The following is a 21,513-nucleotide window of genomic DNA, read 5'->3' as shown; positions in this document are numbered from 1 at the left end:
ACCCAGGCCACTACCCCGGCCCCCGCCCCGGCCCCGGCGACCCCCCCCCCCCCGACCCCCCCCCCCCCCCCCCCCCCCCCCCCCCCCCCCCCCCCCCCCCCCCGCGCGCCCCCCCCCCCCCCCGGGGGGGGGGGCGGGGGCGCCCCCCCCCCGCCCCCCCCCGCCCGGCGCCGCGCCACCGCCACCGGCGGCACTTCGGCCTCCCTGACACTCGGCGGCGATGAGTACGTGACCACCGCATACCTGTGATCGGCTTCATCCACACCTCGGCCGCCTCGGAGAAGGAGCCCGAGTTCACGGGACCGCACCCGTGCGCACACACGATCTCGCGTCGATAATTGCAGCATGATGCACACTCGCGAAGCTCACACACGAGCCAGACGTGATGAACCATCAGGGCAGTCGGCATTGAGCCGGTACTCAGTCGGCATCAGTACCGCACAGAACCGCCCCTCGCCGCCGCGAACCACCAAGATCACTATTTCGCCTCACATGCTCTGACCTGCGAAGACCCTGCCCAGCAGCTTGCCTGTTCGTCTCATCAGGAGATACCAATGAGGATGCTGATCAACGTCCCGGAGACCGTCGTGGCCGACGCGTTGCGCGGGATGGCCGCCGCCCACCCCGAGCTGACCGTGGACGTGGAGCGGCGGATCGTCGTGCGGCGGGACGCGCCCGTGGCCGGGAAGGTCGCGCTGGTGTCCGGGGGCGGGTCCGGGCACGAGCCGTTGCACGGCGGGTTCGTGGGGCCCGGGATGCTGTCGGCGGCGTGCCCCGGGGAGGTCTTCACGTCGCCCGTGCCCGATCAGATGGTGCGGGCCGCGGCCGCCGTCGACAGCGGAGCCGGGGTGCTGTTCGTCGTCAAGAACTACACCGGCGACGTGCTCAACTTCGCGATGGCGGCGGAGCTCGCCGAGGACGAGGGCATCCAGGTCGCGAAGGTCCTGGTCGACGACGACGTGGCGGTGACCGACAGCCTGTACACGGCGGGGCGGCGCGGGACCGGGGGCACCCTGTTCGTGGAGAAGATCGCGGGCGCCGCCGCCGAGGAAGGCGCCCCGCTGGAACGGGTGGAGGCGATCGCCCGCCGGGTGGACGCGCGCTCCCGGTCCTTCGGGGTCGCGCTGAGTGCGTGCACCACCCCCGCCAAGGGCAGCCCCACCTTCGACCTCCCCGAAGGCGAGCTGGAGTTGGGCATCGGCATCCACGGCGAGCCGGGCCGCGAGCGGCGCGCCATGATGACCTCGCGGGAGATCGCGGACTACGCCGTCGACACGGTGGTCGAGGACCTGCGCCCGTCCGGTCCGGTGCTCGCGCTGGTCAACGGCATGGGCGGGACCCCGCTGCTCGAACTGTACGGCTTCAACGCCGAGGTGCAGCGGGTGCTGGCCGAGCGCCGGATCCCGGTGGCCCGGACGCTCGTCGGGAACTACGTGACGTCGCTCGACATGGCCGGCTGCTCGGTGACCCTGTGCGAGGTGGACGAGGAGCTGCTGCGCCTCTGGGACGCGCCGGTGCAGACGCCCGCGCTGCGCTGGGGCCGGTGACCGGACGGATGGGAGAGGGAGAGGGCATGAGCGAGACGTTCGGTGCTGACTTCCTTGTGCGGTGGTTGGAAGCGACCGCCGGGGCCGTCGACCGCGAGGCCGATCGGCTCACCGAGCTGGACTCGGCGATCGGTGACGCCGACCACGGCGCCAATCTGAAGCGCGGGTTCGCGGCCGTGGCGGAGCTGCTGGCGAAGGAACCGCCCGCGACACCCGGCGCGGTGCTCGTCGCCGCGGGGCGGCAGCTGATCTCCACGGTGGGCGGGGCTTCGGGACCGCTGTACGGGACGCTGCTGCGCCGTGCGGGCAAGGCACTGGGCGAGGACGAGCGGGTCGGCCGGGAGCGGCTGGCGGAGGCGTTCGGCGCCGGGGTGGCCGCGGTGGCCCAGCTGGGCGGCGCCCAGGTGGGCGACAAGACGATGCTGGACGCGCTCGTCCCGGCCGTGGAGGGGCTGCGGAGTTCCTTCGGCGCGGCGCGCGCCGCGGCCGAGGAGGGCGCCCTCGCGACCGTACCGCTCCAGGCGCGCAAGGGCAGGGCCAGCTACCTCGGCGAGCGGTCGATCGGGCACCAGGACCCGGGGGCGACGTCGTCGGCGCTGCTGTTCGCGGAGCTCGCGGGGACGGCCCGCGCGGACGGTGCCGCGTGAGCGCGGCGGCGCCGGTCGGCATCGTGCTGGTCTCGCACAGCGCGGATGTCGCGGCCTCGGTGGCGGCACTGGCCCAGGGACTCTCGGGCGGTGGCGGTACGGCGCCGATCCTGCCGGCGGGCGGCCTCCCCGACGGCGGTCTCGGGACGAGCGCCGAGCTGATCCGTGCGGCGGCAGAGGCCGTCGACGGCGGCGCCGGGGTGGCGCTCCTGGTCGACCTGGGCAGTGCCGTCCTGACGGTGAAGGCGCTGCTCGCCGAGGGCGACGAGCTCCCGGAGGGCGCCCGGCTGGTCGACGCGCCGTTCGTCGAGGGCGCGGTCGCGGCGTTGGTGACGGCGAGCGCGGGCGGGGATCTCGACGCGGTGGCCGCAGCGGCCTCGGAGGCGTACGCCTATCGCAAGGAGTGAAGGAGTGGGGTGAGGGTGTCGACTTGATAGGCAAGTGGAGAGTTGCCTATTCTGGGGTGGTGGCCGACGACCTCTTCAAAGCCCTGGCCGACCCCACCCGCCGCACGATCCTCGACGAGCTCACGGAGAAGTCCGGACAGACACTGTTCGAGATCTGTTCGCGACTGAGCATGAAGCACGCGCTCGGCATCTCGCGCCAGGGGGTCTCCCAGCACCTCGCCGTGCTGGAGGCCGCCGGGCTCGTCGAGACCAGGCGGGAGGGCCGCTACAAGTTCCACGACCTGAACACCGCTCCCCTGCGGCACATCACCGAGCGGTGGCCCGTGCCCGACACCCCCGGACCGGAGAAGAGCACCTCATGAAGATCCATCTGACCAGCGTCTTCGTCGACGACCAGGCCAAGGCCGAGCGTTTCTACACCGAGATCCTCGGCTTCGTGAAGAAGCACGACGTCCCGCTGGGCGAGACGGACCGCTGGCTGACCGTCGTCTCGCCCCACGAGCCCGCCGGTACCGAACTCCTCCTGGAGCCCGCCGGTCACCCGGCGGTCAAGCCCTACCGCGACGCGCTGGTCCAGGACGGCATCCCGCTGGCCCAGTTCGCCGTCGACGACGTGCGGGCCGAGTACGAGCGCCTGAGCGGCCTCGGCGTCCGCTTCACCCAGGAACCCCTGGAGATGGGCCCCGTCACCACCGCCGTCTTCGACGACACCTGCGGCAACCTGATCCAGCTCGCGACGGAGCCCCAGTAGGCCCGGCGGGAGGCGGGCCTACCGCCGGTCGGCCCGCTCTCCCCGGCGTCAGCCGACGACGGCGTCGAGCTCCACCTCGACGAGCCATGCGGGATCGATGAACCGCGTGACCTCGACGAAGGTCGTCACCGGCCGGACCTCCGCGAACCGCTCCCCGTGGGCGCGCGCGGCCTCCTTCCACGAGGTCACGTCGGTCAGCATGACGCGGGTGCGCACGACGTCCTCCAGCGACGCACCCGCCGCCTTCAGCGCCTCCTCGGCGATGTCGAGACACCTGACGGTCTGGGCGTACACGTCACCCGGCGCGACGGCCGCCCCGTCGTCGCCGATGGGAGCGGTCCCGGCGACCGCTACGTGCGCACCCTTTCAAACGGCGCGGGAAAAGCCGATCTCCGGTTCGAGTGGCGACCCGGAACTGACCCTCTGTGGAACATCCCTCATCGCTCCGTACTCCTCCGCGTTGTAATGCACCTGGTCAACGGACTAGTGTCGCAGGGCCTTGGTGTTCGGGAAACCGGTGCAGTACCGGTGCGGCCCTCGCCACTGTGATCGGGAGTTCCGGCTCCACACCCGTGGGAGACCCCCGCGGGCAAGCCACTGGACCGTTGTGGGAGACCACCGCGGTGTGGGAAGGCGGAGTCGGGACGTATGACCGTCAGCCAGGAGACCGGCCAGGGTGCGTTGTCCATCCACGAGGTGCTGGAGAGGGTCTCCCAACCATGCATATAGCCGAGGGGTATCTGCCCCCCGTACACGCCGCCGCCTGGGGCGTTGCCGCCGCTCCGTTTGTCGTCCACGGGGTTCGCGCGCTCACCCGCGAGGTGCGCTCCAACCCCGAGTCCACCCTGCTGCTCGGCGCCGCCGGCGCCTTCACGTTCGTCCTGTCCGCACTCAAACTTCCCTCCGTGACGGGCAGTTGCTCGCATCCGACGGGTACGGGTCTGGGCGCGATCCTCTTCCGGCCGCCGATCATGGCGGTCCTCGGGACGATCACCCTGCTCTTCCAGGCCCTGCTGCTCGCCCACGGCGGACTCACCACGCTCGGCGCGAACGCCTTCTCGATGGCGATCGTCGGACCCTGGGCGGGGTACGGGACCTATCTGCTGGTGCGCCGGTTCGGTGCGCCGCTGATGGTCGCCGTCTTCTTCGGCGCGTTCGTCGCCGATCTGTCCACGTACTGCGTCACGAGCGTGCAGCTCGCGCTGGCCTTCCCGGACCAGGGCAGCGGCATCATGGGCTCCCTGGCCAAGTTCGGTTCCATCTTCGCCGTGACACAGATCCCGCTGGCGGTGAGCGAGGGCCTGCTCACCGTGCTCGTGATGCGGCTGCTCATGCAGTCCAGCAAGGGCGAGCTGACCCGGCTGGGCGTTCTGACCCGGTCCGCCACGAAGCGACACGAGGAGGCGGCCGCGCGATGAGCTTCACCGTCAGCCGGAACACGAAGATCAACGCCCTGCTGCTGCTCGTCGTCGCCGCGCTCGCGGTGCTGCCGCTGGCACTGGGGCTCGGCGACCACAAGGAAGAGCCGTTCGCCGGGGCGGACGCGGAGGCGGAGACCGCGATCACGGAGCTCCAGCCCGATTACGAACCGTGGTTCAGCCCTCTGTACGAGCCGCCGTCCGGGGAGATCGAATCGGCGCTGTTCGCCCTCCAGGCGGCGCTGGGCGCTGGTGTCCTCGCCTACTACTTCGGGGTGCGGCGCGGACGTCGGCAGGGCGAGGCCCGCGCGCTGGCGCAGGCCGGCGAGGGTGCGGAGAGCGCGAAGCGCGCGGAGGGTGCCGCGATCGCGGACTCGCGCGTCGAAGCCGGGGACAGGGACGCGTAACCGCCCATGCTGCCTATCGACGCGGCGGCGCACAGCAGTCGCTGGCGCCGCCGCCATCCCGTCGAGAAGGCCCTGCTCGGCTTCGGTCTCACGCTGTGCGCGGTGTGTCTGCCGCCGTGGCCGGGTGCGGTGCTCGTCGCGGCGGCCACGCTCGCGGTCCTGCTCGGCCCGGCCGGAGTGGCGGGCCGTCAGCTGTGGCGGGCGTTCCGCGTGCCGCTCGGGTTCTGCGTCACGGGCGCGGTGCCGCTGCTCTTCGAGGTGGGCGGGGCACGGGGGTTCGTGGCCCTCGCGCCCGGCGGGCCCGTCCACGCGGGCGAGCTGCTGCTGCGGACCGCCGCCGCCTCGCTGGGGGTGCTGCTCTTCGCGTTCACGACGCCCGTCTCCGACGTGCTCCCCCGGCTCGTCCGCGCGGGGGTGCCCGCGCCCGTGGTGGACGTGGCGCTCGTGATGTACCGGATCATCTTCCTGCTCCTCGACTCCCTGTCCAAGATCCGCCAGGCGCAGGCCGCCCGGCTCGGGCACACCACCCGGGCGGCGACCTGGCGGTCGCTCGCCGGGCTCGGCGCCACGTCGTTCGTCCGCGCCTTCGACCGGGCGCAGCGCCTGCAGTCGGGGCTCGCCGGGCGCGGCTACGACGGGACCCTTCGGGTCCTGGTCCCCGCCGCCGCGGTCTCCCGCCGGTTCCTGGCGGCGGCCGTCGGGCTCCTCGGCGGGCTCGTCGCCCTCACCCTCGTACTCGAAAGGTTCCTGCCGTGACCGCCGTGACCGCCGTGACGTCTCCGACGACCTCCGCGACGCCCGTCGTGGAGCTGGTGAAGGCGGGTTTCGCCTACGAGGACGGGCCGGCGGTCCTGTCGGACGTGGACTTCGCGGTGCCGGAGGGGCGGGCCATCGCGCTGCTCGGGCGGAACGGCAGCGGCAAGACGACGCTGCTGCGGCTGCTCAGCGGGGGGTTGCGGCGCGGGAGCGGGTCGCTGCTCCTGGACGGGGCGGAGGTGACGTACGACCGGAAGGGGCTGACCCGGCTGCGGACGACCGTGCAGCTGGTGGTGCAGGATCCGGACGACCAGCTGTTCGCGGCCTCGGTCGGGCAGGACGTGTCCTTCGGGCCGATGAACCTGGGGCTCCCGGAGGAGGAGGTACGGCTCCGGGTGCGGGAGGCCCTGGAGGCGCTGGACATCGTGGCCCTGGAGGACCGGCCGACGCATCTGCTGTCGTACGGGCAGCGCAAGCGGGCGGCGATCGCGGGCGCGGTGGCGATGCGGCCCCGGGTGCTGATCATGGACGAGCCGACGGCCGGGCTCGATCCGCACGGTCAGGAGCGGCTTCTCGACGCCCTGGCGCGGCTCCGCGCGGCCGGGACGACGGTGGTGATGGCGACGCACGACGTGGATCTCGCGCTGCGCTGGGCGGACGAGGCGGCGGTGCTCTCCCCCGCCGGACTGCGGACCGGTCCGGTCGCCGAGCTCCTCGGGGACGACGCCCTGCTCGACGCGGCGCGGCTGCGGCGGCCCTGGGGCACGTCCGTCGCCCGGCTGCTGCGCGCCCACGGGCTGCTCGCCCCGGACGCGCCCGAGCCCCGTACGCCGGAGGAGCTGGACGCCTGGCTGCGGGCCGGGCCACTTGCTACTGAGTAGTAGACATCACGTCCCGAATCTTCTGCAACTAGTTGCATAACGAGGAGGGGTCCCCTAGAACTGAGGTCGACTGATCCTGCGCGAGGAGGCGCCCCCATGACCGCGACCCCCACCCCCACCCCGTACCCGCATCTGCTGAGCCCGCTCGACCTCGGGTTCACGACCCTGCCCAACCGGGTGATCATGGGTTCGATGCACGTCGGCCTGGAGGAGACGGAGCACGGCTTCGAGCGCATGGCCGCCTTCTACGCCGAGCGCGCCCGCGGCGGCGTCGGCCTCATCGTCACCGGCGGCATCGCGCCCAACGAGGCCGGCCGCCCCTGGGACGGCGGGGCGAAGCTCACCACCGCCGAGGAGGTCGCCGAGCACCGGCTGATCACCGACGCCGTGCACGGCGAGGGCGGCCGGATCGCGATGCAGATCCTGCACTTCGGCCGGTACGCGTACCACCCCGGCCTCGTCGCGCCCAGCGCGATCCAGGCCCCGATCAGCCCCTTCGTACCGAACGAGCTGACCGACGCCGAGGTCGAGCAGACCGTCGAGGACTACGCCCGCTGCGCCGAGCTCGCCAAGGAGGCGGGGTACGACGGCGTCGAGGTCATGGGCTCCGAGGGCTACCTCATCAATGAGTTCATCGCCGCGGCCACGAACCAGCGCACCGACCGGTGGGGCGGTTCGTACGAGAACCGCGTCCGCTTCCCGCTGGAGATCGTCCGCCGCATCCGCGAGCGGGTCGGCACGGACTTCATCCTCGTCTACCGCCTCTCCATGCTGGACCTCGTACCCGGCGGCTCCACCCTGGAGGAGGTCGTCCGGCTCGCCAAGGAGATCGAGGCGGCCGGCGCCACCATCATCAACACCGGCATCGGCTGGCACGAGGCGCGCATCCCCACCATCGCCACCTCCGTGCCGCGCGGCGCGTACACCTGGGTGACGAAGAAGCTGATGGGCTCGGTCTCCGTCCCGCTCGTCACCAGCAACCGCATCAACACCCCCGAGGTCGCCGAGGAGATCCTCGCCGACGGCCGGGCCGACCTGGTCTCGCTGGCCCGCCCCTTCCTCGCCGACCCCGACTTCGTCGCGAAGGCCTCGGAAGGCCGCGCCGACAGGATCAATACCTGCATCGGGTGCAACCAGGCCTGCCTCGACCACACCTTCAACCTGAAGATCACCTCCTGCCTGGTCAATCCGCGCGCCTGCCACGAGACCGAGCTCGTCCTCGCCCCCACGCGCCTCGCCAAGCGCGTCGCGGTCGTCGGCGCCGGCCCCGCCGGACTCGCCTGCGCGGTGTCCGCGGCCGAGCGCGGCCACGCCGTCACCCTCTTCGACGCCGCCGCCGAGATCGGCGGCCAGCTCAACATCGCCAAGCGCGTGCCGGGCAAGGAGGAGTTCGACGAGACCCTCCGCTACTTCCGCGTGCAGCTCGCCGAGCGCGGCGTCGAGGTCCGCCTGAACACCCCGGTGGCGGCGGGCGACCTCGACGGCTACGACGAGGTCGTCGTCGCCACCGGCGTCTCCCCGCGCACCCCCGGGATCGTGGGCGTGGACCACCCGAGCGTCGTCAGCTACCTGGACGTGCTGCGGGACGGCGCGCCGGTCGGCGAGCGGGTGGCGATCATCGGCGCCGGCGGCATCGGCTTCGACGTCGCCGAGTTCCTCACGGACGGCGGCGAGGGCGCGAGCCAGGACCCCGAGACGTACTTCCGCCAGTGGGGCGTGGACACCTCCTACGAGAACCGGGGCGGACTGCGCGCCCCCGAGCGCACCGCGCCGCCGCGCCAGGTGCACCTGCTCCAGCGCAAGAGCACCAAGGTCGGCGCGGGCCTCGGCAAGACGACCGGCTGGATCCACCGCACCGAGCTCAAGCACCGGGGCGTCGCCATGGTGGCGGGCGTGTCGTACGACCGGATCGACGACGAGGGCCTGCACGTCACGATCGACGGAGAGGCCCAGCTCCTGCCGGTCGACACGATCGTGCTGTGCGCCGGCCAGGAGCCGCGGCGGGACCTGTACGAGGAGCTGGTGGCGGCGGGGCGTTCGACGCACCTCATCGGTGGCGCGGACGTCGCCGCCGAGCTGGACGCCAAGCGGGCGATCGACCAGGGCACGCGGCTCGCCGCCGCGCTGTGATCCCCGCGCCGTGACCCCCGCCCGGTGATCGCCGCGCCGTGACCCCCGCCCGGTGATCGCCGCGCCTTGATCGCCGCCCGGTGATCGCCGCCCGGTGATCGCCGCGCCGTGATCGCCGCCCGGTGATCGCCGCAGGGTGATCCACGTCCGGTGATCCGTGTGGCCGGCCGAATCTAGGATGCGAGCATGTCCCTCCCGCACGCGATCCTCACCGCGTTGCTCGAAAAGCCGTCCTCCGGCCTCGAACTGACGCGCCGCTTCGACAAGTCGATCGGCTACTTCTGGTCGGCCACGCACCAGCAGATCTACCGCGAGCTCGGCAGGCTGGAGCAGGCGGGGCACATCCGTGCCCTGCCCGCTCCGGTGCCCGCGCGCGGGCAGAAGAAGGAGTACGAGGTGCTGCCCGCGGGCCGGGCGGAGCTGAGCGACTGGGTCGCCAGGTCCGAGGACCCGAAGCCGATGCGGGCCGCCCTGCTGCTGCGGATGCGGGCCGCCGCGATCGTCGGGACCGAGGGGCTCCGGTCCGAGCTGGAGCGCCATCTCGCCCTGCACCGGGAGCAGTTGGATGAGTACCTCGCGATCGAGGAGCGGGACTTCCCGGCGGAGCGGCGCCGCACCGAGCCGGACCGGCTGCGCCATCTCGTCCTGCGGGGCGGGGTGGACCTGGAGCGGTTCTGGGTGGAGTGGCTGACGGGCGCACTCGCGGAGCTGGAACCGGAGGGGGCGTAGCGGCGCGACGCCGTGCGGGAGCCCGGCAGTCCGGGAGCCCGGCCGCTTCAGCCGCCCGGCGGTCCGACAGGCCGGGAGCCCGGCGGTCCGGCATTCCGGCAGGCCGGGAGCCCAGCAGTCCGACCGACCGACCGGCGGTTCGGCCACCCGGCCGCCTGGGAGCCTGGGAGCCCAACAGTCCGGCATTCCGGAAGGCCGGGAGCCCGGCGGTCCGGGAGCCCGGGAGCCCGGCGGTCCGGCCACCCGGCCGCCCGGGAGCCCAGCAGTCCGGCATTCCGGCGGTCCGGGAGCCCGAGAGCCCGGCGGTTCGGCCGCCCGGCGGTCCGACCGACCGATCGGCCGCCCGGCGGTCCGGCGGTCCGGCCACCCGGCAGCCCGGGAGCCCAACGGTCCGGCATTCCGGCAGGCGCCGGGAGCGCGGCATTCCGGCGGTCCGGGAGCCCGGCGGTCCGACCGACCGACCAGCCGCCCGGGAGCCCGGCGGTCCGGCGGTCCGACCGACCGGCGGTCCGACCACCCGGGAGCCCGGCCGTTCGGCCGCCCGGGCGGAGCCGGGGCGTGGGTGGCGGTTCAGGACGCGGCGTTCTCCGCTCGACGCCAGGCCGCCTCGCGTAGCAGCCGCAGGCCGTTGAGGCCCACGAGGACCGTCGAACCCTCGTGACCGGCGACGCCCAGCGGCAGCGGCAGGTGGCCGACGAGGTCCCAGACGACCAGGGCGCCGATGCAGACGCCCGCGATCACCAGGTTCTGGACGACCAGGCGGCGGGCGCGGCGCGAGAGCGCCACGACGGCCGGGATCGCGCCGAGTTCGTCGCGGACGACGACCACGTCGGCGGTCTCCAGGGCCAGGTCGGAACCGGCCCTGCCCATGGCGACGCCCGTGTGGGCGGCGGCCAGGGCCGGAGCGTCGTTGACGCCGTCGCCGACGAGCAGCACCTTCGCGCCCGCCCGCTCCCATTCCCGTACCGCCTCCGCCTTCTCGTGCGGGAGGAGTCCGGCGCGGACGTCGCCGATGCCCGCCTCGGCGGCGATCCGGGCGGCGGCGCCCGCGTTGTCGCCGGTCAGCAGGGTGGGGGCGGTGCCGGTGAGCCTGCCGAGGGCGGCGACCGCCTCCGCCGCTCCCTCGCGGAGCCGGTCGGAGAGTTCCAGTACGGCGGCCGGGGCGCCGTCGACGACGACCTCGACCGCGGTGTCGCCGTGGGTGCCGGACGCCCGGCGGACCCGTACGTCATGGCCGTCGACCACGGCCCGTACACCCTGGCCCGGCTCGGCGGCGAAGTCGGTCGCCTCGGGTACGCGCAGACCCCGGGCGCGGGCCTCGGCGACCACGGCGCGGGCCAGCGGGTGCTCGCTGGGGACCTCGGCCGCGGCGGCGAGGGCGAGCGCGGTCCCGTCGCCGCGGACGGCGGTCACCCGGGGCGCGCCCTCGGTGAGGGTGCCCGTCTTGTCGAGTGCCACTCGGTCGACCGCGCCGAGCCGTTCCATGACGACGGCGGACTTCACGAGGACGCCGTGGCGCCCGGCGGTGGCGATGGCCGAGAGCAGTGGGGGCATGGTGGCGAGGACGACCGCGCAGGGCGAGGCGACGATCATGAAGGTCATCGCGCGCAGGAGCGCCTCGGTGAGGTCCGCGCCGAAGGCGACGGGCAGGCCGAAGAGCGCGAGGGTGGCGACGACGACGCCGACGGAGTAGCGCTGTTCGATCTTCTCGACGAAGAGCTGGGTGGGGGCCTTGGTCGCGCTGGCCTCCTCGACGAGGGCGACGATCCGGGCGACCACGAAGTCCCCGGGGTCCTTGTCGACGCGGACGCGCAGCGCCCCGGAGCCGTTCAGGGTGCCCGCGAAGACCTCGTCGCCGGGTGCCGCGGGGGCCGGGAGCGGTTCGCCGGTGACGCTCGCGCGGTCGATGTCGCTCGTGCCGCTCAGGACGGTGCCGTCGGCGGGGAGGCGTTCCCCCGGCCGTACGAGGACGGTGTCGCCGGGCAGGAGCGCGGTGGCCTCGACGGTCTCCTCGCCCGCCCCCGTGAGGCGTACGGCGGTGGCGGGCGCGAGGTCGAGGAGCCCGCGTACGGAGTCGGCCGTACGACGGGTGGCGAGGGCCTCCAGGGCGCCGGAGACCGCGAAGATCACGATGAGGAGTCCGCCGTCGAGGTACTGGCCGATGGCGGCGGCACCGAGCGCGGCGACCACCATCAGCAGGTCGACGTCGAGGGACCGCTCGCGCAGCGCCCGGAGGCCCGCGAGGGCCGGCTCCCAGCCTCCGGCGGCGTAGCAGACGGCGTAGAGCGGCCCCCAGGCCCAGCCGGGGGCGCCGGCCAGGTCGAGGGGGAAGGCCGCGAGGAAGGCGAGGGCGGCGAGCGCGGCCCAGCGCACCTCGGGGAGGGCGGTGGCGCGGGTGCGGGTGGGGCGGACCGCCCGGACGGGGGCGGGGGCCGTGGCCTGAGCGGTGTCCAGCTCCGGGAGGACCATGGGATGAGCACCTCTTTCGAGGGTGGTCGGGAGGGCGAGGGCAGGGGCGGGGCATCACCATACCCGAACACATGAAGAGGTCTTCACGTATTGACATACAAGCCGCGGCTACGATGAGCGCATGGGACACGGAGTGAACGGCGAGACGACCCCCGCAACCCACCTGGACGCCGAGTCCGCGGCGACCATCGCCGCCACCCTCCAGGCCCTCGCCACCCCGTCGCGGCTGATGATCCTCACCAAGCTCCGCCAGGGCCCCTGCGGCGTGACCGAGCTCGCCGCCGCCGTCGACATGGAGCAGTCCGCCGTCTCCCACCAGCTCCGTCTGCTGCGCGCCCTCGGCCTCGTCAGCGGGGTCCGCCAGGGCCGCCGGATCGAGTACAGCCTCTACGACAACCACGTCGCCCAGCTCCTCGACGAAGCCGTCTACCACATCGAGCACTTGCGTCTCGGGGCACGCGACGCGGCCCGCACCGCCGTGGATACTGGGTAGTTGTCAATCCACGCAACGAAAGGGCGGGCATGGCCGACGACTTGGGGCACCGCGCGACACGTCACGCCGTGGTCATCGGGGGAAGTCTCGCCGGCCTTCTGGCCGCACGGGTCCTCGCGGAGCACGCGGAGAAGGTGACGGTCGTCGAGCGCGACCGCTTCCCGGAGGGGCCGGAGGCCCGGCCGGGCGTTCCGCAGGGCCGGCACCTCCATGTGCTCATCGCGGGCGGGCAGCAGGCGTTCGACGAGTTGCTCCCGGGATTCATGGCGGAGCTGAAGGAGCTCGGCGCGCCCAGGGTGGGCGCGCCCGAGGACATGGTCCAGTGGCAGAACGGCCTGTGGTACCGCCGGACACCGGCGCTCACGCAGTACTCCACCGGCCCCCGCCCACAACTGGAGTGGCTGGTGCGGCAGCGGGTACTGGCCGACCCACGCATCGAACTGATCGAGGGTCACGAGACGGTGGGCCTGACCGGCGACTCGTCGCGCGTCCGCGGCGTACGGCTGCGCGAGCGCGGCGCGGGCGCCGAAAAGGAGACCCGCGTCCTGGAGGCCGATCTGGTCATGGACGCCTCCGGGCGGTCCACGAAGGCGGCGGACTGGCTGGCGGCGATCGGCGCCGAGGCCCCGCACGAGGAGACCCTCGACACAGGACTTGCCTACGGCACCCGGGTCTACCGCTCGCCGGCCATGGACACCGACGCCGTCGGCTACTTCATCGTGCCCAACCCCTCCCAGGTGTACGGCGGTGTGGTCCTTCCCCTCGGGGACGGACATCACCTGGTGACCCTGTCGGGGCTGCGCGGCGACGAACCGCCCACGGAGGAAGGCGCGTTCGAGGAGTACGCGAAGCGGCTTCCGCACCCGGTGGTCAGCGAGTGGCTGGCGCAGGCCGAGCCGGTGTCGCCGGTGTACGGATTCCGGAAGACCGCCAACATCCGGCGCCGTTACGACCGTCCGGGGCGCCGCCCCGCCGGCTTCCTCGCCACCGGCGACGCCCTCTGCACCTTCAACCCGATCTACGGGCAGGGCATGGCGGTCGCCGCGCTCTCCGCCGTCGCCCTGCGCCGGACCCTCGCCGACCCGAAGCGCACCGCGACCACGCGGCGGGTGCAGCGCGCGCTTCTCGACGCCTCGCGGCAGGCCTGGGACATCTCGGCGGGCGCCGACAAGAAGATGCCGGGCGCTACGGGGGACGCGGCGCGCCCCGCCCCGATGGACAACGTGCTCGGCTGGTACCTGCGCCGGGTGCAGGAGCGGGCCGCGGGCGACCCGGGCATCGACGCGCCCTTCCGGGCGGCCCTCACCCTGACCGCCCCGCTGACCTCGCTGTTCGCCCCGGCCGTGGCGAAGTCCGTACTGTTCGGGCCGGTGTCCGCGACACCGGCCGGTCCGCCGCTGCGCCGCGACGCGTAGGGGGTGGCGGTCCCGGGCGCGGGGTTCAGGCGCCCGGGTCCGCCGTCACCATGCCGGCCGCGATGGCCGCGCCGAGCGCCGCGTAGTCGTCGGCGTTCTGACCGGCGTAAGCGAGGGAGAAGTCGGCGACGGAGCGGTCGAAGACGTCCGAGGTGCCGAGGTAGCCGGCGATGGCGATCCGGTCGCCGGAGCGGGCGTGGGCGCGGGCCAGGGCTCTGCCGCAGAGCCGCGCGTAGTTCCGGAGGGTGGCCGGGGACATGGTCTCCACTTCGGCCGAGCCCTTCATGTCGCGCAACTGGCGCCAGTAGAAGTGGCGTTGCCCGGGTCCGGTCATCCAGCCGAGGAAGATGTCGCTGGCGGCCTGCGTGAGGCGCTGTCCGGAGACGACGCGGCGGCCCTGGTGCTCATAGGCCGTCGGCGGCAGGTAGGGCTCCAGGACGGAGCGGCCGGCCTCCTTGATCTGGAGGAAGAGCGGGTCGCCGTCGTCGCGGCCTTCGAGGAGGAGAACGAAGCAGCGGGTGCCGACGCTTCCGACCCCGACGACCTTCCGGGCCGCGTCGACGAAGCGGTAGCGGTCGAGCAGCAGGCGCCTCTCCTCGGAGAGCGAGCTGCGGTAGTCGTTGAAGATCTTGCCGAGGCCGACGCGGTCGATGTCCGTGGCCCGCTCCAGGAGCGGCGGGTCCTCGACGATGCGCCGGGCACCGGACTCGTCGGTCGCGGTGAGCTTGGCGAGGGCCTGGAGGCTGGTGCGGCGGCGGGCCCGGGCGATCCGGTCGGCCAGGCGGGCGCGGTCGCCGCCGCGGACGAGGGGAAGCAGGTCGTCGGCGGCTATCCGCTCGTACCAGACCTCGAGTTCACCGAGCTCGGCGAGGCGGCTCATGGCCGTGCGGTACGCCTCCGTGGCCACGAGCGCGGCCCGGTGGGCCTTGGATTGCGTGCTGCCGTTCTGAAGGGCGGCGACGGTGACGCTCGCGGCGAGCCGCTTGACGTCCCACTCGAAGGGGCCGGGGAGGGTCTCGTCGAAGTCGTTCACATCGAAGAGGAGCGTCCGTTCCGGCGAGGCGTACACCCCGAAGTTGAGGAGATGGGCGTCGCCGCAGAGCTGGACGGTGAGTCCGGTGTCGCTCGGGGCGGCGAGGTCGGCCGCCATCACGCCGGCGGCGCCGCGGAGGAACGCGAAGGGCGAGACCGCCATGCGGCCGTAGCGGAGGGGAACGAACTCGGGCAGCCGGTCCTGGGACTCGCGGTCCAGGACGGCCAGCGGGTCGGGGCGCTGAGCAGAGGGAATCCAGCGGCCGTGGGAGGAGCGGGGGACGCGCTTGCGGGCGGCCCGGCCCCTCGCCGCGCGCTCCGACGGTGTCGTCATCCGGCCTCACCCGCCTCTTCCGCCGCCGCGGCCCGATGCCCGCCGCCTGGAACCCATTACACGGGGCGACGCTCGTTTCGGCCACTCTGCCCGGCCGCTCTAGCGGAATGGTTTAGACCAATGATAGGAATTGATCACCGATACGGCCCATGCGGTCACGCTGTGCTTAGAGAGGGTTTGATCATGGCCGAGCCCGATGTCGACGCGGCGGAGGTCCCGCTCTATCTCCGGGTCGCCGCCGCCCTGCGCGAGGATCTCGCTCACCGGCGCATCTCCCCCGGGAGCCGGCTCCCTTCGGAACGGTCCCTGTCCCAGCGCTACCACGTCAACCGGCAGACGGTCCGCAGCGCTCTCCAGCTCCTGCGGGACGAGCGCCTCGTGGTCACCGACCGGCGCGGCACGTTCGCCGCGGCGGCGGGCGCCGATCCCGCCGCGCCGGCGCTGGCCGCCCGCCGGCCGACCTTCCCCGGCGGCCCGCGCGTGAGCGAGGCCCTGGTGCGGGCCTCGCTCGCCTGGGAGCCACCGCCGACCCCGCTCACGTCCCGCCTGCTGCTCGCCCCCGGCGAACCGACGCTCGTCCACCGCCATCTGGTGTTAGGGCCCCAAGGAGCGGCGCTCCAACGGGCCGTGTCGTGGTTCTCCCGGCCGGCGCTCTCCGAGATCCCCCAACTCGCCCGCTACCGGCGGATCAAGGAGAGCCATCACCAGCCCGACCTGCGGCTCCTCTACCACTGGATGCACCAGGCGGGACTGCGGATCACCCACCGGGAGTCGGTCGGCGTCCCGCCCGGCCCGGCCACCACTCCGACGGGCGACGGCGCGGCCCGGCTGATCGTCCACCGGGTGGTGAGCGACCAGCACGGACACGCGCTGGAGATCACGGACATCGACTTCTCGGCCCGGTCCGCGGCCTGGACGTACGAGTTCAGCGCCTGAGAAGGCCGGGACCTCCTGACCACGGGCCCTCCTGCCGGGCCTACGGCGTCGTGATCAGCGGCCTCGGCGGCGTGCGCATCCCGGCGCCGATGTGGAAGCTCGGGTGCGGGGGCTGGTTGTAGGCGGTGTTCTGCCAGGCCAGCCCCGTGCGGTACATGGTGTCGTGCAGCAGGGTCGTGATCCGGGTCCCCGTCTCGTACGGCGTCGAGTAGATCCGCAGCGCGGTGTTGTCGCTCGTGCGCCACACGACCTCCTCGCGCCAGTCGCCGAGGATGTCCCCGGAGAGCGCCGGCGTCGCCTTGGTGGTGTTGTTCGACGCCACCGAGGCACCGGTGAGGAGCCGGGTCTCGCCTGCGGTCCCGTACTTGTCGATCCGGGTCCCGTCGAGGAGTTCCCGGGTGGTGTCGCCGTCCCACCAGTTCAGGAAGTTGGCGGACGAGGGCTCGCGGCCCTTGGTGGCCCCGGCCTCGTCCCGTATCGAGGTGTCGGACGAGGACCACACCTCCGCGCCGTCGTTCCCGGCCCAGATGTCGCCGGCGACCCCGCGCCCGTTGTCACAGCAGGCTGCCAGCTTCCAGCGGACGGTGCCGTTCGCCGGGTCGATGTACAGCTGGGCGGGCTGCGAGGACGACTCCGAGACCTTGAAGTACTCCAACCCCGCCGTGCCCGGGTCGAGGTCGCCGAGGTGCTGGGCGTCGCCGTGGCCCGTCCTCGTCGTCCACAGGCCGTTGCCGTTGTCGTCCACGGCCATCGCGCCGTAGACGATCTCGTCCTTCCCGTCGGCGTCCACGTCGCCCACGGAGAGGCTGTGCGAGCCCTGGCCGTCGTAGCCCTTCCCGGCGTTCGTGGAGCTCGACGAGTCGAAGGTCCACCGGCGGGTGAAGGCGCCGTCGCGCCAGTCCCAGGCGGCGATCACGCTCCGCGTGTAGTAGCCGCGCGCCATGATCAGCGAGGGCCGGGCGCCGTCGAGGTACGCGGTGGCCGCGAGGAACCGGTCGACCCGGTTGCCGTAGCCGTCACCCCAGGAGGAGACGGTGCCGCGCGCGGGCACGTAGGCGGTGGTGCCCAGGGCGGCGCCCGTGCGCCCGTCGAACATCGTCAGGTACTCGGCTCCCGCCAGGACGTACCCGCTGCTGTTGCGGTGGTCGGCGGAGGCGCTGCCGATCACCGTGCCGCGTCCGTCGACGGTCCCGTCGGCGGTCTTCATGGCCACCTCGGCCCTGCCGTCGCCGTCGTAGTCGTACACCTGGAACTGCGTGTAGTGCGCGCCGGACCGGATGTTGCGGCCGAGGTCGATCCGCCACAGCCGGGTGCCGTCGAGCGTGACGCCGTCCACGATCGTGTTGCCGGTGTATCCGGACTGCGAGTTGTCCTTGGCGTTCGTGGGCTGCCACTTGAGGACGAAGTCCAGGTCGCCGTCGCCGTCGAGGTCGCCGACGGAGGCGTCGTTGGCCTCGTACGTGTACGCCACCCCGTCGGGGGTCGTGCCGCCGGCCGGCGGGGTGATCGGCACGTCCTTGTAGCCGGAGCGGAACTGCACGGCGTGCACGGAGTCCGCCTGTTCGACGCCGCCGACGACCGCGCGGACCGTGTAGTCGGCCGTGCTCGGCGCGCCCGCGTGGAAGAAGTTGGTGGAGGCGGTGACGGGCGTGGCGTTCACCTTCGTACCGGCCCGGTAGACGTTGAAGGCGACGGAGTCCGGGTCGGTGCCCAGCCAGCGCCAGCTGACGAGGTTGCCCGTCCCGGTGTGGACGCTCACCACGCCGCGGTCGAGCCGCTCGGCCTGCCGCGCGGTGGCGGCGGACGCGGTCCCGGTGGTCGCGGTGAGCGCGGCACAGGTCACGACGCCGGCCACGAGCGCGGCGGCCAGGCGGCGGGCGGCGACGGGTACTTGCGGGTACTGCACGAGTCCTCCTGCGGGAAGAGAGCCGTTGCGTACCTCCCAGTCGTCGCCGCCCCGCGATCGGTTGCCCGTCCCCGGCGATCGGACCGCCCGTCGGCGTCAGTCGGTGTCGCGCGGGTCGAAGGACTCGGTGTCGACGATCAGGGGCCGGGGGAAGGCGTGGGCCACCGTCTCCCAGCGCGTGAACTTGAAGTTCGTGCTCTCGCGTTCGCCGTCGGCGGGTGCGGCCTCGCCGTCGTGGGTGATGAGGAGGCCCCGGGGGAAGTCCCGGCCGAGCGGGACGTTGACCACGGTGCTGCCGTCGGAGTGCTGCACCCCGTCGGTGGCGGCGCCGTCGCCTATCGCGAAGGAGCCGAGGTAGGCGTTGTCGCCCTGCCGGTCGTAGGCGGCGAAGGTGTTGTCGCCCTGGCTGGAGGCGAGGACGTAGCCCGCGCCGTCACCGGCGTGGTAGACGGTGACGCCCTCGGCGTCGGCGCTCAGGTGCTCGCCGCCGAAGCCGGGGTCGTGGGCGGTGTCGACGACGCACTCCTCCTCGGCGCTGTCGTACGTCCACGGGGTGCCGTACTCACGGACCCGGTCGAGGAGTTCGGGCTTCTCGAACTCGGCGTCGTCGAGCTCGATCCGCCACAGACCGACGGCCTCCTGGGCCGCGTAGAGGACGTGCTCCTCCTGGTCGACGGCCATGCCCTCGACCTGCGGGCGCTCGCCGGGGTCGGCGCAGGGCCGCCAGGAGGTGCCGTCGGGGAGGGTGAAGGAGGCGGGCAGGTCGAGGGTGTCCTCGGTGCGGTAGCCGACCCGGCCGCCCCGGTCCACCAGTTCGAGCAGGCGCAGGCTGGTCTCCTCGCGACGGGAGACCACGACGTAGGCCTCGTCGTCGTCGCTGTACGCGGCGAGACCGTAGGTGGTGTGCTGCTCGTCCACCTCGGACTCGTCGGCGGCGAAGACCGGCGCCACGTCGGCCGCGGTCACGTCACGCAGGGGCGGGCGGCCCGCGGCGACGGCGGCGGGGTCGATGGCGTAGGCCCGGACGCGGTCCCGGCCGCGGTCGCTGACCAGGGCCAGGTCGGTCTTCCGGCCGGCCAGGTCGAAGCCGTACACGATGTCGACATTGTTGAAGCGGCCGGGTGCGGCGTCCTCGCCGGGTGCCTGCGGTGCGGCGATGTGCTGGAGCCGGCGTCCGTCGAGGCCGTAGACGTCGAGCCCGGCCTCCTTCAGGGTGCCGATCACGATGCTGCGGCCGGGGCGTGCCGGGTCGACCCAGACGGCGGGGTCGTCGGCGTTCGCGTTGCCGCCCGCCTCGTCGTCGTACACGGCGGGCGTCTCGACGCGGGCGGTGACGGTGACGGGGACGGGCTGGGTGGTCGCGGAGGCCGCGGTGACCACCGCGAGGGCGGCGGCGGCGAGAGCGGTCAGAGCGGAGGCGCTCACGGTACTCCTCGGTAGCGTTGACGGACGGGCGTGACGCTACGGACGGAGGGTGGAGCACCGGGGACGCCGATGTGAACACCGGATGCACCGTGAACCCCCGCCGTGTGTGCGGGGGTTCACAGTGGCGGAGGCGTGGTCGTCAGACGATGCCCTCCGCGATGTCCGCCTCCTCGCGGGCCGTGCCGTACGTCGTCGGGGTGCCGTAGGAGCGTCGGGCGACGTACCACCAGACGCTGGCCAGGACGAGGACGACGGCGAGCGCGATCACGGCGTAGTTCATGGTGTCGACCGTCACCGGGGACTTCTGCGGCAGGCAGAAGAGGACGGTCACCAGGGCCACCCACACGACGGCGGTCCAGCCGATCGGCTTGCTCCAGCGGCCCAGGCTCCACGGCCCGGGGGTGAACCGGTCCCCGGCGCGCAGCCGGAGGTAGATCGGGATGGCGTAGGCCGGGGTGATGCCGATGACGTTGATCGCGGTGACCGCGCCGTAGGCGGTGGCGGAGTACAGCGAGGGCAGGGCGAGCACCGCCGCCACGGCGACCGCGAGCCAGACGGCCGGGACCGGGGTCTGGGTCCGGCCGCTGACCTTCCGCCAGATCGCGGAGCCGGGCAGGGCGTTGTCGCGGCTGAAGGCGAAGACCATGCGGCTCGCGGCGGCGACCTCGGCATTGCCGCAGAAGAGCTGGGCGACGATCACCACGAGCAGGAGGGCGGTGGCACCGCCGGATCCGAGCGCGTCCAGGAAGATCTGGGCGGGCGGGACGCCGGTGACGGTGCCCTGCGTGGCGGCGTAGTCCTGGATGGCGAAGCTCAGTCCGGCGAGGAGGGCGAAGCCGGCGATCCAGGAGACCCAGATGGCCCGCACGATGCCCTTGGCGGCGGTGACGGAGGCGTTGGAGGTCTCCTCGGAGAGGTGGGCCGAGGCGTCGTAGCCGGAGAACGTGTACTGGGCGAGGAGCAGGCCGATCGCCGCGACGTAGAAGGGGTTGGCCCAGCCGGTGTCGTTGACGAACTCGGTGAAGACGAAGTCGACGGACTGGTGGCGGTCGGGGATGAAGGCGAGCGCGCCGACGATGACCGCGACACCCGCGAGGTGCCACCAGACGCTGATCGAGTTGAGGACGCTGACCAGGCGGACGCCGAAGAGGTTCAGGACGGCGTGCAGCAGCAGGATCGCGAGGAAGATGAGGAAGGTGGAGCCCGCCGTGGGTTCGAAGCCCCACTGGAGGTTGAGGAACGCCCCGGTGAAGAGGGCGGCCCCGTAGTCGATGCCGGCGATGGCCCCGAGCAGGCCGAGCAGGTTCAGCCAGCCGGTGTACCAGCCCCAGCGTCGCCCGCCGAGCCGGTCCGCCATGTAGTAGAGCGCGCCCGAGGTGGGGTAGGCGCTGGTCACCTCGGCGAGGGCGAGGCCCACGCACAGGACGAAGAGGCCGACGCCGGCCCAGCCCCAGAGCATGACGGCGGGGCCGCCCGTGCCCATGCCGAAGCCGTAGAGGGTCATGCAGCCGGAGAGCACCGAGATGACGGAGAAGCTGATCGCGAAGTTGCCGAAGCCGCCCATGCGACGGGCCAGGACCGGCTGGTAGCCGAGCTCTCTGAGCCGCGCCTCCTCGTCCTGGACGGGGGGTGGCTTGCGTATCGCGTCGATCGGGGCCGTGCTGCGGGACATGGGGGACCTCCGGGGGACTGACGGGTCGAGCGGGAGCGGGGGTGGTGCGTACGGGGGCCGTGGCGCCGGGACCCGCCGTGGCGCTGTGGGCCGGTCCGTGGCCCTGTCGGGCGGGGCCGTGGCGCCGGGGCCGGGTCGTGGCGCCGTGGGCGGCGGGG

19 protein-coding genes, 1 pseudogene and 1 riboswitch are annotated in these 21,513 nt (G+C 73.2%); of the genes and pseudogenes, 14 read left to right on the top strand and 6 right to left on the bottom strand.

Translation table 11 applies throughout. The features are described 5' to 3' along the window. Positions 1-554 precede the first annotated feature (554 nt). From dhaK to ACFWWU_RS33110, 5 genes are read left to right on the top strand one after another with little or no spacing between them, the layout of a single operon-like run. Entirely contained in the window at positions 555-1,547 is a 993-nt protein-coding gene (dhaK, locus tag ACFWWU_RS33130) for a dihydroxyacetone kinase subunit DhaK (RefSeq protein WP_384151427.1), read from the top strand. A 26-nt stretch (positions 1,548-1,573) separates the two neighbouring features. Continuing rightward, on the top strand, positions 1,574-2,194 hold the full coding sequence (dhaL, locus tag ACFWWU_RS33125; RefSeq protein WP_384151424.1) for a dihydroxyacetone kinase subunit DhaL: 621 nt from the start codon (positions 1,574-1,576) through the stop codon (positions 2,192-2,194). Beyond that, positions 2,191-2,601, top strand: coding sequence for a PTS-dependent dihydroxyacetone kinase phosphotransferase subunit DhaM (locus ACFWWU_RS33120; RefSeq protein WP_384151421.1), 411 nt, complete (start codon positions 2,191-2,193; stop codon positions 2,599-2,601). The genes dhaL and ACFWWU_RS33120 overlap by 4 nt, the downstream gene beginning before the upstream one ends. 59 nt (positions 2,602-2,660) lie before the next feature. After that, the gene (locus ACFWWU_RS33115; RefSeq protein WP_384151419.1) at positions 2,661-2,963 is read left to right on the top strand and encodes an ArsR/SmtB family transcription factor; all 303 of its coding nucleotides are present in this window, start codon (positions 2,661-2,663) and stop codon (positions 2,961-2,963) included. After that, a complete protein-coding gene (locus ACFWWU_RS33110) occupies positions 2,960-3,352 on the top strand; it encodes a VOC family protein (protein ID WP_384151417.1) in 393 nt (130 codons plus the stop codon). The genes ACFWWU_RS33115 and ACFWWU_RS33110 overlap by 4 nt, the downstream gene beginning before the upstream one ends. 48 nt (positions 3,353-3,400) lie before the next feature. Here ACFWWU_RS33110 and ACFWWU_RS33105 read toward each other — a convergent pair. After that, positions 3,401-3,700: pseudogene (locus tag ACFWWU_RS33105) on the bottom strand (Rid family hydrolase); the annotation flags it as partial. A 107-nt stretch (positions 3,701-3,807) separates the two neighbouring features. Further along, positions 3,808-4,043: riboswitch (cobalamin riboswitch) on the top strand. Positions 4,044-4,071: 28 nt separating this feature from the next. Here ACFWWU_RS33105 and ACFWWU_RS33100 point away from each other — a divergent pair. The 6 genes from ACFWWU_RS33100 to ACFWWU_RS33075 all read left to right on the top strand — a co-directional run bounded on the left by ACFWWU_RS33100 (position 4,072) and on the right by ACFWWU_RS33075 (position 9,673). Continuing rightward, positions 4,072-4,770, top strand: coding sequence for an energy-coupling factor ABC transporter permease (locus ACFWWU_RS33100; RefSeq protein ID WP_384151414.1), 699 nt, complete (start codon positions 4,072-4,074; stop codon positions 4,768-4,770). Further along, positions 4,767-5,177 (top strand): energy-coupling factor ABC transporter substrate-binding protein, encoded by a 411-nt coding sequence (locus ACFWWU_RS33095; protein WP_384151411.1) that lies wholly within the window; start codon positions 4,767-4,769, stop codon positions 5,175-5,177. The genes ACFWWU_RS33100 and ACFWWU_RS33095 overlap by 4 nt, the downstream gene beginning before the upstream one ends. A gap of 6 nt (positions 5,178-5,183) precedes the next feature. Then, positions 5,184-5,933, top strand: coding sequence for a cobalt ECF transporter T component CbiQ (cbiQ, locus tag ACFWWU_RS33090; protein ID WP_384151408.1), 750 nt, complete (start codon positions 5,184-5,186; stop codon positions 5,931-5,933). A 5-nt stretch (positions 5,934-5,938) separates the two neighbouring features. Further along, on the top strand, positions 5,939-6,814 hold the full coding sequence (locus tag ACFWWU_RS33085; RefSeq protein WP_384151444.1) for an ATP-binding cassette domain-containing protein: 876 nt from the start codon (positions 5,939-5,941) through the stop codon (positions 6,812-6,814). A gap of 96 nt (positions 6,815-6,910) precedes the next feature. Further along, complete coding sequence (locus tag ACFWWU_RS33080) at positions 6,911-8,944, top strand: FAD-dependent oxidoreductase (RefSeq protein ID WP_384151405.1); 2,034 nt, start codon at positions 6,911-6,913, stop codon at positions 8,942-8,944. A 186-nt stretch (positions 8,945-9,130) separates the two neighbouring features. Next, the gene (locus ACFWWU_RS33075) at positions 9,131-9,673 is read left to right on the top strand and encodes a PadR family transcriptional regulator (RefSeq protein WP_384151402.1); all 543 of its coding nucleotides are present in this window, start codon (positions 9,131-9,133) and stop codon (positions 9,671-9,673) included. A gap of 570 nt (positions 9,674-10,243) precedes the next feature. Here the strand turns inward: ACFWWU_RS33075 and ACFWWU_RS33070 are convergent. Next, on the bottom strand, positions 10,244-12,142 hold the full coding sequence (locus ACFWWU_RS33070) for a heavy metal translocating P-type ATPase (protein ID WP_384151399.1): 1,899 nt from the start codon (positions 12,140-12,142) through the stop codon (positions 10,244-10,246). A 121-nt stretch (positions 12,143-12,263) separates the two neighbouring features. Between ACFWWU_RS33070 and ACFWWU_RS33065 the strand changes: the two genes are divergently transcribed. Further along, on the top strand, positions 12,264-12,635 hold the full coding sequence (locus ACFWWU_RS33065; RefSeq protein WP_384151396.1) for an ArsR/SmtB family transcription factor: 372 nt from the start codon (positions 12,264-12,266) through the stop codon (positions 12,633-12,635). Positions 12,636-12,664: 29 nt separating this feature from the next. After that, positions 12,665-14,050 carry an NAD(P)/FAD-dependent oxidoreductase gene (locus tag ACFWWU_RS33060; RefSeq protein ID WP_384151393.1) on the top strand — a complete coding sequence of 462 codons (1,386 nt, stop codon included), beginning with the start codon at positions 12,665-12,667 and terminating at the stop codon, positions 14,048-14,050. 25 nt (positions 14,051-14,075) lie between these two features. Here the strand turns inward: ACFWWU_RS33060 and ACFWWU_RS33055 are convergent, their stop codons facing one another. Then, a complete protein-coding gene (locus ACFWWU_RS33055) occupies positions 14,076-15,416 on the bottom strand; it encodes a DUF2252 domain-containing protein (RefSeq protein WP_384151390.1) in 1,341 nt (446 codons plus the stop codon). Between the two features lie 183 nt (positions 15,417-15,599). Here ACFWWU_RS33055 and ACFWWU_RS33050 point away from each other — a divergent pair, with 183 nt between their 5' ends. Then, positions 15,600-16,352, top strand: a complete 753-nt coding sequence (locus ACFWWU_RS33050; RefSeq protein ID WP_384151387.1) for a GntR family transcriptional regulator — start codon at positions 15,600-15,602, stop codon at positions 16,350-16,352. Between the two features lie 40 nt (positions 16,353-16,392). On the opposite strand, the gene ACFWWU_RS33045 is transcribed toward ACFWWU_RS33050, so the two are convergent. The 3 genes from ACFWWU_RS33045 to ACFWWU_RS33035 form a co-directional block, all read right to left on the bottom strand. After that, the gene (locus tag ACFWWU_RS33045; protein ID WP_384151384.1) at positions 16,393-18,258 is read right to left on the bottom strand and encodes a rhamnogalacturonan lyase; all 1,866 of its coding nucleotides are present in this window, start codon (positions 18,256-18,258) and stop codon (positions 16,393-16,395) included. A 96-nt stretch (positions 18,259-18,354) separates the two neighbouring features. Then, positions 18,355-19,683 carry a phytase gene (locus ACFWWU_RS33040; RefSeq protein ID WP_384151381.1) on the bottom strand — a complete coding sequence of 443 codons (1,329 nt, stop codon included), beginning with the start codon at positions 19,681-19,683 and terminating at the stop codon, positions 18,355-18,357. Positions 19,684-19,822: 139 nt separating this feature from the next. Continuing rightward, a complete protein-coding gene (locus tag ACFWWU_RS33035; RefSeq protein ID WP_384151379.1) occupies positions 19,823-21,355 on the bottom strand; it encodes an amino acid permease in 1,533 nt (510 codons plus the stop codon). Positions 21,356-21,513 lie beyond the last annotated feature (158 nt).

This window comes from Streptomyces sp. NPDC058650, assembly GCF_042717315.1.
Classification (GTDB): domain Bacteria; phylum Actinomycetota; class Actinomycetes; order Streptomycetales; family Streptomycetaceae; genus Streptomyces.
Note: the sequence above shows the minus strand (reverse complement) of the source record. Positions and strands in the feature narration are given on the sequence as shown.

What these genes read in the sequence shown, in the direction of transcription:
- ACFWWU_RS33065 (WP_384151396.1), top strand. Translation starts at nt 12,264, where the DNA reads ATGGGACACGGAGTGAACGGCGAGACGACCCCCGCAACCCACCTGGAC.
- ACFWWU_RS33095 (WP_384151411.1), top strand. Translation starts at nt 4,767, where the DNA reads ATGAGCTTCACCGTCAGCCGGAACACGAAGATCAACGCCCTGCTGCTG.
- ACFWWU_RS33080 (WP_384151405.1), top strand. Translation starts at nt 6,911, where the DNA reads ATGACCGCGACCCCCACCCCCACCCCGTACCCGCATCTGCTGAGCCCG.
- ACFWWU_RS33100 (WP_384151414.1), top strand. Translation starts at nt 4,072, where the DNA reads ATGCATATAGCCGAGGGGTATCTGCCCCCCGTACACGCCGCCGCCTGG.
- ACFWWU_RS33060 (WP_384151393.1), top strand. Translation starts at nt 12,665, where the DNA reads ATGGCCGACGACTTGGGGCACCGCGCGACACGTCACGCCGTGGTCATC.
- dhaL (WP_384151424.1), top strand. Translation starts at nt 1,574, where the DNA reads ATGAGCGAGACGTTCGGTGCTGACTTCCTTGTGCGGTGGTTGGAAGCG.
- ACFWWU_RS33055 (WP_384151390.1), bottom strand. Translation starts at nt 15,416, where the DNA reads ATGACGACACCGTCGGAGCGCGCGGCGAGGGGCCGGGCCGCCCGCAAG.
- ACFWWU_RS33110 (WP_384151417.1), top strand. Translation starts at nt 2,960, where the DNA reads ATGAAGATCCATCTGACCAGCGTCTTCGTCGACGACCAGGCCAAGGCC.
- dhaK (WP_384151427.1), top strand. Translation starts at nt 555, where the DNA reads ATGAGGATGCTGATCAACGTCCCGGAGACCGTCGTGGCCGACGCGTTG.
- ACFWWU_RS33035 (WP_384151379.1), bottom strand. Translation starts at nt 21,355, where the DNA reads ATGTCCCGCAGCACGGCCCCGATCGACGCGATACGCAAGCCACCCCCC.
- ACFWWU_RS33070 (WP_384151399.1), bottom strand. Translation starts at nt 12,142, where the DNA reads ATGGTCCTCCCGGAGCTGGACACCGCTCAGGCCACGGCCCCCGCCCCC.
- ACFWWU_RS33050 (WP_384151387.1), top strand. Translation starts at nt 15,600, where the DNA reads ATGGCCGAGCCCGATGTCGACGCGGCGGAGGTCCCGCTCTATCTCCGG.
- cbiQ (WP_384151408.1), top strand. Translation starts at nt 5,184, where the DNA reads ATGCTGCCTATCGACGCGGCGGCGCACAGCAGTCGCTGGCGCCGCCGC.
- ACFWWU_RS33075 (WP_384151402.1), top strand. Translation starts at nt 9,131, where the DNA reads ATGTCCCTCCCGCACGCGATCCTCACCGCGTTGCTCGAAAAGCCGTCC.